This window comes from Alcaligenes endophyticus, from assembly GCF_026344035.1.
GTDB classification, from domain to species: domain Bacteria; phylum Pseudomonadota; class Gammaproteobacteria; order Burkholderiales; family Burkholderiaceae_B; genus Alcaligenes; species Alcaligenes endophyticus.
This window is the reverse complement of the sequence record NZ_JAPKND010000008.1, coordinates 1-12,521: the sequence shown is the minus strand read 5'-3', so window position 1 is coordinate 12,521 and position 12,521 is coordinate 1. Positions and strand designations below refer to the sequence as shown.

Annotated in this window: 15 protein-coding genes; 7 read left to right on the top strand and 8 right to left on the bottom strand. The window is 50.2% G+C overall.

Annotated elements, in window-relative coordinates:
- Positions 1-43 precede the first annotated feature (43 nt).
- On the top strand, positions 44-1,372 hold the full coding sequence (locus tag OSH01_RS13220; protein WP_266124593.1) for a 3-deoxy-D-manno-octulosonic acid transferase: 1,329 nt from the start codon (positions 44-46) through the stop codon (positions 1,370-1,372).
- Between the two features lie 142 nt (positions 1,373-1,514).
- Here OSH01_RS13220 and OSH01_RS13215 read toward each other — a convergent pair whose 3' ends face one another.
- The 5 genes from OSH01_RS13215 to OSH01_RS13195 form a co-directional block, all read right to left on the bottom strand.
- The gene (locus OSH01_RS13215; protein WP_266124592.1) at positions 1,515-1,724 is read right to left on the bottom strand and encodes a cold-shock protein; all 210 of its coding nucleotides are present in this window, start codon (positions 1,722-1,724) and stop codon (positions 1,515-1,517) included.
- Positions 1,725-1,959: 235 nt separating this feature from the next.
- Positions 1,960-2,790, bottom strand: coding sequence for a UTP--glucose-1-phosphate uridylyltransferase GalU (gene galU / locus OSH01_RS13210; RefSeq protein WP_266124591.1), 831 nt, complete (start codon positions 2,788-2,790; stop codon positions 1,960-1,962).
- Between the two features lie 26 nt (positions 2,791-2,816).
- Positions 2,817-2,984: a hypothetical protein gene (locus OSH01_RS13205; protein WP_266124590.1), complete on the bottom strand. Its 168-nt coding sequence runs from the start codon at positions 2,982-2,984 to the stop codon at positions 2,817-2,819.
- A 37-nt stretch (positions 2,985-3,021) separates the two neighbouring features.
- Positions 3,022-3,891, bottom strand: coding sequence for a type III pantothenate kinase (locus tag OSH01_RS13200; RefSeq protein WP_266124589.1), 870 nt, complete (start codon positions 3,889-3,891; stop codon positions 3,022-3,024).
- A gap of 35 nt (positions 3,892-3,926) precedes the next feature.
- Positions 3,927-4,796: a biotin--[acetyl-CoA-carboxylase] ligase gene (locus tag OSH01_RS13195; protein WP_266124588.1), complete on the bottom strand. Its 870-nt coding sequence runs from the start codon at positions 4,794-4,796 to the stop codon at positions 3,927-3,929.
- Between the two features lie 90 nt (positions 4,797-4,886).
- On the opposite strand from OSH01_RS13195, the gene OSH01_RS13190 reads away from it, so the two are divergent.
- The 5 genes from OSH01_RS13190 (at position 4,887) to lipB (ending at position 8,729) form a co-directional block, all read left to right on the top strand.
- Entirely contained in the window at positions 4,887-5,549 is a 663-nt protein-coding gene (locus OSH01_RS13190) for an alpha/beta hydrolase (RefSeq protein WP_266124587.1), read from the top strand.
- A gap of 112 nt (positions 5,550-5,661) precedes the next feature.
- Positions 5,662-6,882 (top strand): D-alanyl-D-alanine carboxypeptidase family protein, encoded by a 1,221-nt coding sequence (locus OSH01_RS13185; protein WP_266124586.1) that lies wholly within the window; start codon positions 5,662-5,664, stop codon positions 6,880-6,882.
- A gap of 31 nt (positions 6,883-6,913) precedes the next feature.
- Positions 6,914-7,786, top strand: coding sequence for a D-amino acid aminotransferase (locus tag OSH01_RS13180; protein WP_376918115.1), 873 nt, complete (start codon positions 6,914-6,916; stop codon positions 7,784-7,786).
- The gene (locus OSH01_RS13175) at positions 7,783-8,055 is read left to right on the top strand and encodes a DUF493 family protein (RefSeq protein ID WP_266124584.1); all 273 of its coding nucleotides are present in this window, start codon (positions 7,783-7,785) and stop codon (positions 8,053-8,055) included. Before OSH01_RS13180 ends, OSH01_RS13175 begins: the two co-directional genes overlap by 4 nt.
- Before the next feature lie 2 nt (positions 8,056-8,057).
- Positions 8,058-8,729: a lipoyl(octanoyl) transferase LipB gene (gene lipB, locus OSH01_RS13170; RefSeq protein WP_266124583.1), complete on the top strand. Its 672-nt coding sequence runs from the start codon at positions 8,058-8,060 to the stop codon at positions 8,727-8,729.
- 14 nt (positions 8,730-8,743) lie between these two features.
- Here the strand turns inward: lipB and OSH01_RS13165 are convergent, their stop codons facing one another.
- Positions 8,744-9,544 carry an enoyl-CoA hydratase gene (locus tag OSH01_RS13165; protein WP_266124582.1) on the bottom strand — a complete coding sequence of 267 codons (801 nt, stop codon included), beginning with the start codon at positions 9,542-9,544 and terminating at the stop codon, positions 8,744-8,746.
- Between the two features lie 200 nt (positions 9,545-9,744).
- Between OSH01_RS13165 and lipA the strand changes: the two genes are divergently transcribed.
- Positions 9,745-10,743 carry a lipoyl synthase gene (lipA, locus tag OSH01_RS13160; RefSeq protein WP_266124581.1) on the top strand — a complete coding sequence of 333 codons (999 nt, stop codon included), beginning with the start codon at positions 9,745-9,747 and terminating at the stop codon, positions 10,741-10,743.
- Positions 10,744-10,799: 56 nt separating this feature from the next.
- Here lipA and OSH01_RS13155 read toward each other — a convergent pair whose 3' ends face one another.
- Together OSH01_RS13155 and OSH01_RS13150 are read right to left on the bottom strand one after the other, a co-directional pair.
- On the bottom strand, positions 10,800-11,126 hold the full coding sequence (locus OSH01_RS13155) for a hypothetical protein (protein ID WP_266124580.1): 327 nt from the start codon (positions 11,124-11,126) through the stop codon (positions 10,800-10,802).
- Between the two features lie 2 nt (positions 11,127-11,128).
- Entirely contained in the window at positions 11,129-11,923 is a 795-nt protein-coding gene (locus OSH01_RS13150) for a uracil-DNA glycosylase (protein WP_266124579.1), read from the bottom strand.
- Positions 11,924-12,521 lie beyond the last annotated feature (598 nt).

Genomic DNA, 12,521 nt, shown 5'->3' with positions numbered 1-12,521 from the left:
TCTCTGGGCTGAGTTATTTATTAAATCTCCAGAGTGCCTGGATGTGAACCGATTTTTCTACACCGCTGCCTTTCGAACGTTCTCCCCTTTGCTCCTTATGTATATGGGGTTGCGCGCACGGCGTGCCGGGGGGGCTTGGCAGGTGTGCTCTAAAGCACGTTTTGCTTTGTTTGGTGCCGCCCCTAGCCCTTTCGTAGACGCCGTCTGGGTACATGCGGTGAGCCTCGGAGAAACTCGGGCGGCCGAACCGCTGATTCGCGCCTTGCTGAATCAAGGCGAACGGGTCTTGTTAACACATATGACGGTAACAGGGCGCGAAGAAGGTGCGCGTGCGTTTGCTGAGGCGATCGCAACAGGTCAGCTCGTGCAGCAGTGGCTGCCGTATGATTTCCCAGGGGCTACACGGCGATTTTTTGAGCATTATCGATTGTCTGCCGGCATTATTATCGAGCGTGAGGTGTGGCCTAATTTAATGGCCGCTGGGGTGCGTGCCAAGGTGCCGTTAATGCTGGCCAGTGCCCGCCTGTCTGATCAGGCTCTGCGTTCGAGTATTCGCTTGGGGGCAGTCATGCGCCAGGCGTATCGCAGCTTTAGCGTGATATATGCACAAACCTTACAAGATGCCCACCGTCTAGAGCATGCGGGCGCACGCGGGGTACGCGTATCTGGAAATTTAAAGTTTGATGTGCTTTTGCCTGAAGCAAAAATTGCTCGCGGGCGTCAGTTTGCGCAAAGCCTAGCGCGTCGGATTATCGTCATTGCCAGTACGCGCGAGGGGGAAGACGAATGGTTTGCCGATGCTATCGAGCGCTATATGCGTAAAGTGCGTGATGCGGCGTCGGGCTTACAAGAGCCCGTGTTATTTGTCATAGTGCCGCGCCATCCACAGCGATTCGAGCCCTTAGAGCAAATTTTGCAGCAAAAACAGTTAAGTTATGTGAAACGCAGCACCTTGATAAGCTTGGGTGATGGCAGTACCTCGGCACTGGAAGCCTGCCAACAGGTGGACGTGCTGCTAGGGGATACCTTAGGCGAAATGCATTGGTATTATGCGCTAGCAAAAATAGCGATTGTGGCGGGTAGTTTTGCGCCCTTTGGAGGACAAAACTTTATTGAAGCCAGTGCAATAGGTATACCGGTAATAGTGGGTCCCCATACGCGCCATTTTGAGCAAGCAGTGCATGATGCTGTTGAAGCAAATGCAGTGCTTAGAATTAATAATGCAGATAATGCAGTGCAATTGGCGCTGGAACTATTAGATCAACCTGCACGCTTACATTCTTTATCAGATTCAGCCTTGCATTGGGTGCAAATGCATACAGGATCTGTATCAAGAGTTATTGCAGGCTTAAAAGAAATAAGGATGAAATAATTTAAAAAAATGAGCTAATAAGGAAATAAATTATTAATTTTTTATTACTGTCGTTTTTATACATTGCTATTAGGTGGTTTTGTTTTTTAAGGCATAAAAAAAGCCCGCGTGTAGCGGGCTTTTGCACATCAAAAACTGTTAATTACAGTTTTTGAATGTTTTTAGCTTGAGGGCCTTTTTGGCCTTCAGCAGCAACGTAAGAGACGCGCTGATTTTCTTCCAGAGACTTGAAGCCTGTGCCCAAGATGTCGGAGTGGTGAGCGAATAGGTCTTTACCGCCATTCTCAGGAGAGATAAAGCCGTAACCTTTTTCATTGTTAAACCATTTCACGATGCCGGTTTCTGTTTGCATGTTCTGCATTCCCTAAATAAATACGAGCAAATGCTCAAAAAAGATTGTCAAGATGTAAAGATCAGGGCAACGAGTACTAGCAACAATACCGTATTGAACAAACTTCGACCAACTTGATAACCTCCGGCGTCAATCGTATGAGCGATTCCCGCGTGAGTCAAGCTAAATTGCAATATCCAAAACTACTACGCTTTGAACTGTTTGTTTTTAAAAACAGGCCCTCTGCGCCCCTATGTTAAAGCCCGTGGTATTTACGACCAATTTCAAGCGTAGCATGAAAGAATCCGGCTTTGCTACCGCAGTCGTAACGAGTACCTTCATATTGATATCCATATACATTCTGATTCTGTAGCAAACTACTAATTCCATCAGTCAATTGAATCTCTCCGCCTACTCCTGCTTGAGTGCGACGCAGGTGTTCGAAGATCTCGGGCTCTAGTACATAACGACCGACGACAGCTTGGGTGCTGGGGGCATCGGCGGGGGCAGGTTTTTCAACAATTTGCGTTACGTGGGTGGTGGAGGCATTAACCATCTTACCGGCAATAATGCCGTACTTATTGGTTTCTTCAGGGGCTACTTGTTGAATCGCGATGATACTGCCATTGTGCTGGTGTGCTGCTTCAACAAGTTGACGTGCCACGGGTGTGCTGGCGTCGATAAGATCATCGGCTAGCAGGACTAAAAAAGGCTCATTACCCACAATAGGTGCGGCACATAGAACCGCATGTCCTAGCCCTAGGGCAGCAGGCTGACGGGTATAGATGCAACTGACGTGGCGAGGAATGACATCTTGCACGCAACGCAATAGCTCATGTTTGTTCTTAGCGGTGAGTTCGTATTCGAGTTCAGGGGCGCGGTCAAAGTGATCCTCAATGGCACGTTTATTACGGCCAGTGATGAAAATTAACTCCGTTACCCCGGCTGCAATGGCTTCTTCAACGGCATATTGAATAAGTGGTTTATCGACAATCGGCAGCATTTCTTTTGGCATCGCTTTTGTTGCTGGTAAAAAACGAGTTCCTAGGCCAGCGACAGGGAAAACAGCTTTACGTATTGGTTTCATATGCTTGGTAAAGTGAGTAAACGGGGTTAATCAAGAGTGCTTTGAGGCACCCCTAGTTTAATTTTTTCTGGATTACGTTCTTGAAATTGGCGATATTCTCGACCTAGTTCACTGGGGGCGACACCAAAAAAACCTTGGCCGTACGCAAATAAAGCAAGGTTTAACAATACGATCAGAAAGACAATTAAGCGCATAGGGGGCAAACTATTGCGACAAAGGGCTATTGTAACTTTAAGTTCTTGGGGCAAGACTCAATTTGTGCAAAGAAAGTATATAAGCCATTCCTTGCAGCACGGGTACAGGTAATAAAGTGGCGCTTGTAGAGCGTAACCCGAGTTGTTGGTAGGCTTGCTGCAATGCCTGTTGCAATTCGGGATAAATTAAGTCTAAGCCTCCACCACTTAAGTATACAGAAGGAGCCCGACCATAATGTAGTAGACCTTGATGCCATTGACGCAGCACAGCGCCCACTTGGCTGGCGGCAACGCCAGAGCTAATAGCGCTCAGTGTATCTTGCGGGTAAGCAAGGCTAGGGCCACCCGCTAAAGGTAACTGGGCAGTGCTTTGGTGTAAGGATTGCAACATCAGGCTGGGGCCGGGCAAAATCAATCCACCGGGGAACTCACGCTCTTTTTGCTGGTTTTGTGGTGATAAAGTGTCTACGGTGGTGGCCGTACCAAAGCTGGCCAATATCAGCGGCTGACTGCTTAAAGTGTTATCGCTTAAGGTGTGGGCGTGCAAGCCAAGCAACGCGACCCATCGATCGGTACCGAGTTGGCTGGCGACCGCATAGCGATTGCGTAGCCCATAGCGTGACTCTTGGCTGCTGAGCCATTCAATATGCGTAAAGCCCAGCGCGGCAATGGCCTGTTCCAGACGACGTTGTATTGCCCCACCGGCGACGTTAACCCCGATAGCGTGTATTTTTGCTGGCTGACTTTTCCAATAGCTCAGTGGTGCACCGGCTTGTGTAAGCAAGGCGGGTAACTCATTCAACTGGTCAGGCAGCACGGCCAGGTTGGGGATTGTGCTAGTAGGATTGGCAGCGCAACACCAGCCAAACTTAATGCGGGTATTGCCGGCGTCGACTAATAAATTCATGAACGCAAAAGAATAAAATAGGTTTGGAGTGGAATTTAGCGTTGCGGTCTCACCGAGACCTCGCCTACGGATACAGCAAGCTCTTCGCCCGAAGGGTGGCGTAGCAATAGGAAACCTGCCTCGTTAATGCCTTGGGCAATGCCCGTGTGTAGCACCTGATCGTTGTGAATAATATGGATATGCTGCCCCAACAGATGATCCACTTTGCGATAGCGCTCTGGCAGGTCGGCAAAACCTTTGGCGGTGACATGGTTAAGGCTAAGGTAATAGCTTTGAGCCAAATGAGTGACGATATCGGCACACGTCGCGTGAGCAGCGCGTTCTGATTCCATAGCCAGCATACCCCAGTCAGCGATAGGGCGATTAAGGTGCTGGGACAACGTAGCACCGTCTTGCAGATTTAAACCGATGCCTATGATCACTACATGGTGATCCGGGCTAGCGGGAGAAGTGCTGGCTTTTGTAGTCTCTACCAGAATGCCTGCTAGTTTTTTTCCCTCCCACAGCACGTCATTGGGCCATTTCATGGTGAGCTTGTGCTGTTGCTTAGGGTCAAGCAAGCTGCGTAGTGCCTCGCAACTAGCCATGCCAATAAGGGGTGACAAGGTGGCGAGCTGGCGAGTGGGTAGAAATATGTCAAAAGCACAGGACAGCATAAGGTGTGAGCCCGACTGGTTTTGCCATTGGCGGCCCGCACGTCCACGCCCTTCAGATTGTAAGTGAGCCCCTAATAACCACGGGCGTAAGCTGGGGCCGCTATCTTGTCGAGCCATTCTGAGTAGCTGGGCATTGGTGGAGTCGGTTTCACTCACCCAACGGATGTGAGGGAAATGCGGTAAGCGCGTGCGCAGCGAACTTTGCAAACGCGTGGCATCAGGTAAAAAATAAGCAGGATCAGGCGTCATGGTGCTGGTTTATAAAGGCATAGGGTTCCGGCAAGCATTTCCGGTACACTGAAAGAGTAAGAATAACCCTATTTTAAGATTGCTCAGAAAATGCGTGAACGGATAAAGACCATACAGTTCCAGGGCGAAGCTGGAACGATAGATTGTGCACTAGACTGGCCCGACGAGGGGCAAGCATTGCAGGGATGGGCTTTGATACTGCACCCTCATCCCTTGCATGGGGGCGCGCGCGATAATAAAGTGGTGACAACCATGTCCAGAGCTGCCGTGCAGCAGGGCTTGTTGGCAGTGCGCCCTAACTTTCGCGGGGTAGGTTTGTCGGCAGGGCAGTTTGATAAGGCTGTCGGAGAGACCGCCGATATGCTTGCCTTGGTAGAACAGTTCACACAGCAATACACTGATCTTGCTCAGGCTAAATGGGCGTTAGCGGGGTTTTCCTTTGGCACCGCAGTGGCGGCGCAGCTTTACTCAGCATTGCGAGAGCAGCAGCGGACCTTGCCGCAAGCATTGATTTTGGCAGGGCCTGCCGTCGAGCGTTTCCGTTTTCGTGAGCTCAGCCTGCCCGAAGATACCTTGCTTATTCATGGCGAAGCGGACGAAGTAGTGCCGCTGTCCGAAGCAATGGATTTTGCACGTGCACAAGGCTTACCTATTACCTTATTGCCTGATAGCAGCCATTTCTTTCACGGTCGCTTGCTGACGCTACGCCAAGTGGTTGCGCAACGCTTAGCGACATTGGGTTTGACCCTTTAACAGGCTTTGTTTTTTTTGCTTACAGTACACCTAGTTGGAACTTAGCCAGCCCTTTCATGGTCTGCCTATAATTATCTATTCCGTAATCGCGATTTACTCCCAAAGCGTAAACATGACCCTATCTACAGCTAAGTATCCAGTTATTTTACCCATTTCTCGCGTGGCCGCCGCCGTGTTTTTGGCGCTGCCCTTATGGTTACAAGCTCAGACTCTGCCAGCTACCGCACAAGACGGCACCAGTGGCACTACACTGATTGGTGATCTTTCAGCAATACCAGCTCCTAATCTGGCCGTGAAGGCTTGGCTCACCCTTGATGCTAATAGCGGTCAGGTGATTGCATCGGAAGGCATAGATGAGCGCGTAGAACCTGCGTCATTAACGAAAATCATGACAGCGTATTTGGTTTTTGAGGCGCTGGAAGCAGGGCGATTAAAGCTAGACCAAGAAGTGCCGGTCTCTGAGCAAGCCTGGCGCACCGGCGGCTCACGCATGTTTATTAAGCCTGATACCCAAGTGACGGTTGATGAACTGCTGCAAGGCGTGATTGTGCAGTCGGGTAACGATGCGTCGGTGGCCTTGGCCGAAGCGGTGGCGGGCAGCGAAGAATCCTTTGCGGCATTAATGAATGAAAAAGCGGCGCAGCTAGGCTTGCGTGCTACACATTATGTCAACTCAACTGGCTTACCTGACCCCGAACACCTTACTTCTGTGCGCGACTTATCCACTTTAGCGGCCCGTTTGGTGGTGGAGTTTCCACAGTACCTGCATTACTACAGTCAGAAAGACTATACCTATAACAATATTAAGCAGCCTAATCGTAATCGTTTGCTGTGGTTAGATAACTCCGTAGATGGTCTGAAAACTGGGCACACCAACTCGGCCGGATACTGTCTGGTATCCACTGCCAATCGAGACGGGCGACGCATTATTGCCGTGGTAGTGGGGGCGGCGAATGACGCGGCACGGGTCGAAAGCAGCTTAAAACTACTGAATTGGAGCTTCCAAAACTTTGAAACAGTGAAGCTTTACGACGCGCAGCAACCCGCCGTTGAGGCGCGCGTGTGGGAAGGCGAAGTGGAAACGGTAGGTTTAGGCTCCCCTGAGCCCGTATGGGTGACCGTACCCCGCGGCAAATCGGCACAAGTACAGCCTGTGGCCAGCTACACTCAGCCATTGATGGCGCCGCTAACCAAAGGCACGACCGTAGGGACATTATCCTTGAGCCTAGAGGGTAATACGCTGCTTGAAACTCCCCTAGTAGTAAGTAATGATGTGCCCCAGGCAGGCTTTTTTGGTCGCATGGTTGATAAAGTACGTTTAATGTTCAACTAATTACATTACTCAAACGAGCGAGGTAGGCATGCTGATTGCTGATGTAGACATGGATAGCATTGTGTATCTGAATGGCGATTTTGTGCGGCTTGCAGATGCTAAGGTCTCTGTGCTCGATCGCGGATTCATTTTCGGCGATGGTATCTATGAGGTAGTGCCTGCATACCGTGGTCGGCCTTTCCGTATGGCAGGCCACTTAGCTCGTCTAGAGCGCAGCTTAGCGGCTATCGGCCTAGACAATCCACACAACACACATGGCTGGGAGCAACTGGTGCTGGACATGCTGGCGCGCTCTGGCCGAGGTGCTGATTGCATGGTGTATATACAGGTAACGCGTGGCGCCGCAAAGCGCGATCACGCCTTCCCTCAGCAGGTGCCAGTAACGGTTTTCATGATGGTTACGCCGTTTAAGCGTCCCGACCAAAAGCGCGTGCAAGGGTTGCGGGCTATCAGCCTTGAGGATATACGCTGGTTGCGCTGTGATATTAAATCGGTTTCATTGTTGGGCAATGTTTTGGCTCAACAGGCTGCTGTCGAGGCAGGGGTAGACGAGGTCATACAGTTTCGCGCAGAGCAACTGAGCGAGGCGGCTTCAAGCAATGTATGGATAGTTAAAAACAAGGTGCTCTTGGCGCCAATGCGAAATCATTTAATTCTAGAGGGCGTGCGTTACGGTTTAATCCAAGAACTGGCGGCCCAAGCCGGGATTGAGTTTCAAGCGCGTAACATCAAGCGCGCCGAGGTGTTGCAAGCCGATGAAATTATGCTGAGCTCAGCCAGTAAGGAAATTTTGCCCGTGGTGCAGCTAGATGGCGTGTCAGTGGGTAGTGGCGTGCCCGGCCCTATATTCAAACAGTTGAGGCAAGGGTATGATCAGGCTATTTTGTCATTGGAGCAGGTATGAGCATTCCACCTGAAGAGTCCCTTATTGAATACCCTTGTCATTTTCCCATTAAGGTTATGGGCGTGGCGCATGAAAATCTTGTGTCCGAGCTCACAGAAATTGTGCTGGGGTTTGATTCCACTTTTGATGACAGCACAATTGAACACAGGCCGAGCAAGCAAGGTAATTATCTAGGCTTAACGTATCGTGTGTGGGTGACCTCACGCGAGCAGCTCGACGACTTATATCGCACCTTACATGCGCATCATTTAGTACGTGTTGTATTGTAATAATGCGTAGCGAAGTGTCGGGGCCCGTCTATTGTCGTTGGTTGAAGCAAGGTTCAGAGTACCAGCCAGTCTGGGAGGCAATGCGCGAGTTTACCAACGCGCGTGATGCACAGACGCCCGATGAAATCTGGCTTACCGAGCACCTGCCTGTCTATACTCAGGGCGTGGCAGGCAAGCCCGAGCATATCTTGCAGACCACCGCCATTCCCGTAGTACACACTGATCGAGGCGGGCAAGTCACCTATCATGGTCCGGGCCAACTCATGGTTTACTGCTTGCTAGATCTGCGTAGGCGCGGCATGTACGTCAAAGAGTATGTACGCCTACTGGAAGACTGCGTGTTGGCGGTGTTGCATGGGCTAGGAGTACTGCAGGCCTGTAAGAAGCCGGGGGCTCCCGGGGTATATGTACCGCTCAACACAGGGGCGGAGCTTGCCAAGATTTCTGCTTTAGGTGTCAAAATCCGTAATGGTTGTAGCTACCATGGTCTGGCACTGAACGTCGATATGGACCTGCAACCCTTTAGCGCTATTAATCCTTGTGGCTATCACGGTATGCCCACTACAGATTTGCGCCGCTTAGGTGTAGAGCTGCCGCTAGAGCAAGTAGGGCAGCTTCTGTACGCCGAGATTAACCATGCCTTGGCTCAGGCAACGCCTGGCGTGGCTGCTTGATCGGGTGCATTCCCCTAGGCCGTCTTGCCCCACACAGCGGGTCTTTTTTCTATAAAGGCATCAATACCTTCGGTGGCGTCAGCATGCATCATATTGCAAGCCATAACGTGTCCAGCATAATCATAAGCTTGTTCTAACGGTAGCGCGGCTTGCTTATAGAACATGGCTTTGCCCGTGCGCACAGCGGCTGGACTTTTGCTGCAGATGGCTTGCACTAGTTCTTGAGTGGCAGTGGCTAAGTCTGGCCCAGGCACAGAGTGATTGATCAAGCCTTGAGCTTGCGCTTGCGCCGCCGAGATAAAGCGGCCTGTCATGAGCATTTCTAAGGCTGCTTTGGAACCTATATTGCGGCTGAGCGCTACAGCTGGGGTAGAGCAAAACAGCCCTACATTAATACCAGAGACGGCAAAGCTGGCATCGTCGCTAGCAAGGGCTAAGTCGCAACTGGCCACCAGTTGGCAACCGGCTGCCGTCGCCATACCGTGTACTTGGGCAATCACCGGGACAGGGAAGTGGACAATGCTTTGCATCATTTTACTGCATTGTTGGAACAGCCTTTCATAGTAGGCTTGCTCTGGTTGGGCGCGCATTTCTTTCAGATTGTGCCCGGCGCAAAATGCTTTACCTGCTGCTTTGATTACAATGCAATGTAGGCGGGCGTCTTGAGCCAGCGTATTAAGCGCCTCTTGTAAGGCGGCCATCATCTCTTCGGATAAGGCGTTATAACTGGCAGGGCGATTCAAGGTCAGGCTAGCATAGGTGTCGAAATGTTCGACAATGACGGCGGGGGTATCGGGGCTGGAACTGGTTGACATGGGTAAGTCTCCATACGTTGAGTCTTGTTAGTGTGTAGTGCATGACGTTGTAAGTTTGTAGTGATACCTCTATATTTACAAGGCATACCCTAAAAGCTTGTATGCTTTACTAGGACTCAACAAGGCTAGCAGTTTACAATCTGTCTAGCTGCATTCCATATTTAGGGCATTAGCCGCCTAGTTTTTGAAGTAATTAACTCATGACCAGTCCTGTAGATACCGCCGCTCGAAAACCTGCTGTACGACCACGTGACGTGGACTATGATCCTACTGTAAAGCAGAAGGCAGACGCCAAGACTTCGCGCATCCCTATTAAAGTAGTGCAGGCCGAGCGCCTTAAAAAGCCGGAATGGATACGTGTTAAGGCAGCCCCGCCCAATTCGCGTTTCTACGAGATCAAGCAGACCCTACGTGAGCATAAATTGTTCTCCGTCTGCGAGGAGGCTTCCTGTCCCAATATAGGAGAGTGCTTCGGTAAGGGCACCGCTACCTTTATGATCATGGGCGATAAATGTACACGGCGCTGCCCCTTCTGTGACGTGGGCCACGGACGCCCTGACCCCCTAGACCCTGATGAGCCAGCAAACCTAGCCAAGGCGATTGGTGCCATGCGCTTGTCTTATGTAGTGATCACTTCCGTCGATCGGGATGACCTGCGCGACGGCGGGGCCGCTCATTTTGTAGATTGCATACGCCAGGTGCGTGAACACTCCCCGAATACAACCATTGAAATTCTGGTGCCAGATTTCCGTGCGCGCTTACAGCGTGCGCTCGACATCCTGAACGCGTGTCCTCCTGACGTCATGAACCATAATCTGGAAACCATCCCGCGTTTATATCGTCAGGCGCGCCCAGGTTCTGACTATCACCATTCTCTAAAATTGCTGGAAGAATTCAAAAAATTGCATCCTAATGTACCCACTAAGTCAGGCTTGATGGTGGGTTTAGGTGAAACCAACGAAGAAATTTTAGAAGTAATGCGTGATCTACGTGCGCACAATGTAGAGATGCTAACCATCGGACAGTATTTGCAGCCGTCCGAGCATCATTTGCCCGTCATGCGCTATGTGACCCCCGACGAGTTCTTGATGTTTGAGCGCGAAGCTTACGCCATGGGCTTTACGCATGCGGCAGTGGGGGCGATGGTGCGCTCTTCATATCATGCCGATCAGCAAGCTGAGGCGGCTGGGGTCGCCTAAGCTTTGTCTCGCTCAATCTTAAGCAGTACTTTTTAACCGGCTCTAGAGCCGGTTTTTTATGCCTGCTCTAGTCCGGCCTGATGGCAGGCTTGGCGTAGCTCATCAATAATAGGGTCGATTGCTAACTCTTGTTCTTCTTGACTGAGGTAATACACCACCAACTGCTGTTTATGCACTTTGATGTCAATCCAACTAAACAGCATACGATCTACGTCATCTTTGATCAGTTCATCCACATACTGGAAAAGAGGTCGCAGAATGGTTAGCCAGTGCTCAGGAATGCTAATTCTAGGGTTGCCACCAAACTGCCACGCATACTGTTGAGTAATTTCCAGAAATAGTGGGCTTGTGCTAAGGGGGCAAGCATCGTTGTTCACGTTCATGATTAAGGTCCTGTGGCGAACCAGTCTATGCTGGGTAAGTCATGTGATTGCAGCCACTGATTAGTTTGAATAAAGTGTCCGCAGCCTATGAAAGGTACGGGCGGGCGGCGAGCAGCAAGAGGCGAGGGGTGATTGGCGCTTAATATAAGCGGTGCCACACGCGAGTGATGAGTAATCAGTTCGGTTTTGGCTTGCGCATGGGCACCCCATAATAGATACACCAAGGGCGTGTCGGCCTGGGCCGCCAAGTGGCTAATTAAGGCATCGGTAATTTGCTCCCAGCCTTTACGTGCGTGAGACCCTGGTAGGCCGTCGGCCACCGTCAACGAAGTGTTCAATAATAAAACACCTTGCCGGGCCCAGTTACTGAGGTCATGGCTAGGAGGGGCCGGTTGATCTGGGTATTCTAAAGCCAGCTCGGTAAAGATATTACGTAGGCTGGGCGGAGCAGGGCAGATGTCTGGCACGGAAAAAGCTAAGCCTTGAGCTTGATTAGGGCCGTGATAGGGATCCTGCCCCAAAATGACAACCCGGATGGGCGTAGTGCTATTTAACTCTAAAGCACGAAAAGGGCGTTTGGGGTAGATAGCCACTTGTTGCTCCTGCTCTTGTGCAAGCCAGTGGTCCAGTTGCTTGATCGTCTGTAAGCACTCAGCTTGATTCAGAGCCGCCTGCCAAAAGGTAGGAAGCTGTTCAAGGTGTGAGATCAGCGAGCCTTCAAATAGATTATTAGCCAATATCTCACTACCCAGTAAACTGAGCTGCTCATCGGGCGGGGTGCGTGATCGGCGTGCCATAGTAAAAATGCCTATCTATATAGAGTAAGGAAAGAGTCATTGTAAAAGATGCGCTGCGGTGTATGCAGTCTTGCCCTATATATAGAGCAGTAAGAGGGTTGAATCTGGGGGCCATTCAGAGCCAAATACGAAATAAGCCTCTTTTTTCACAAAACGCTTGCAATGTTAATTTAGGCTTGCTATAGTTTCGTTCTTGGTTGCTTATCAGCGCTTTACCAACCCACCAACACAACGTTACGGGCCAAGTTTTAGCCAGGCAGTAATAAGCAAACAAGCTGTATCACAGCGTGCGGTTTAGTCTAATGGCAGCCCACTCAGTTTTACAGAGTAAGAAAATAACTTGCACAAATCAAAATCACCGTGTTATAGTTATCGACCTTGCTAAGTGATCTTAAAAACAAGTTTGTGCGGTAGTAAAAACAAGTTTGTTTTATAGGTTACGAAGAAGTCATCCCTTAGTACAGATTGCTGCAGTAAGTAATTTGCACTAAGTGATGAGTGAAGTAAAGTTTGTAGGAGCTGCCAATAGGCAGCAGCAAGCAGAAAACGGTTTAAAAGATTTTTAAATTATTTTCACAAAACGCTTGACGCAACAAAC

Coding starts and splice junctions, on each gene's coding strand:
- OSH01_RS13215 (WP_266124592.1), bottom strand. CDS start 1,724: ATGCAAACAGAAACCGGCATCGTGAAATGGTTTAACAATGAAAAAGGT.
- galU (WP_266124591.1), bottom strand. CDS start 2,790: ATGAAACCAATACGTAAAGCTGTTTTCCCTGTCGCTGGCCTAGGAACT.
- OSH01_RS13205 (WP_266124590.1), bottom strand. CDS start 2,984: ATGCGCTTAATTGTCTTTCTGATCGTATTGTTAAACCTTGCTTTATTT.
- OSH01_RS13200 (WP_266124589.1), bottom strand. CDS start 3,891: ATGAATTTATTAGTCGACGCCGGCAATACCCGCATTAAGTTTGGCTGG.
- OSH01_RS13195 (WP_266124588.1), bottom strand. CDS start 4,796: ATGACGCCTGATCCTGCTTATTTTTTACCTGATGCCACGCGTTTGCAA.
- OSH01_RS13190 (WP_266124587.1), top strand. CDS start 4,887: ATGCGTGAACGGATAAAGACCATACAGTTCCAGGGCGAAGCTGGAACG.
- OSH01_RS13185 (WP_266124586.1), top strand. CDS start 5,662: ATGACCCTATCTACAGCTAAGTATCCAGTTATTTTACCCATTTCTCGC.
- OSH01_RS13175 (WP_266124584.1), top strand. CDS start 7,783: ATGAGCATTCCACCTGAAGAGTCCCTTATTGAATACCCTTGTCATTTT.
- lipB (WP_266124583.1), top strand. CDS start 8,058: ATGCGTAGCGAAGTGTCGGGGCCCGTCTATTGTCGTTGGTTGAAGCAA.
- OSH01_RS13165 (WP_266124582.1), bottom strand. CDS start 9,544: ATGTCAACCAGTTCCAGCCCCGATACCCCCGCCGTCATTGTCGAACAT.
- lipA (WP_266124581.1), top strand. CDS start 9,745: ATGACCAGTCCTGTAGATACCGCCGCTCGAAAACCTGCTGTACGACCA.
- OSH01_RS13155 (WP_266124580.1), bottom strand. CDS start 11,126: ATGAACGTGAACAACGATGCTTGCCCCCTTAGCACAAGCCCACTATTT.
- OSH01_RS13150 (WP_266124579.1), bottom strand. CDS start 11,923: ATGGCACGCCGATCACGCACCCCGCCCGATGAGCAGCTCAGTTTACTG.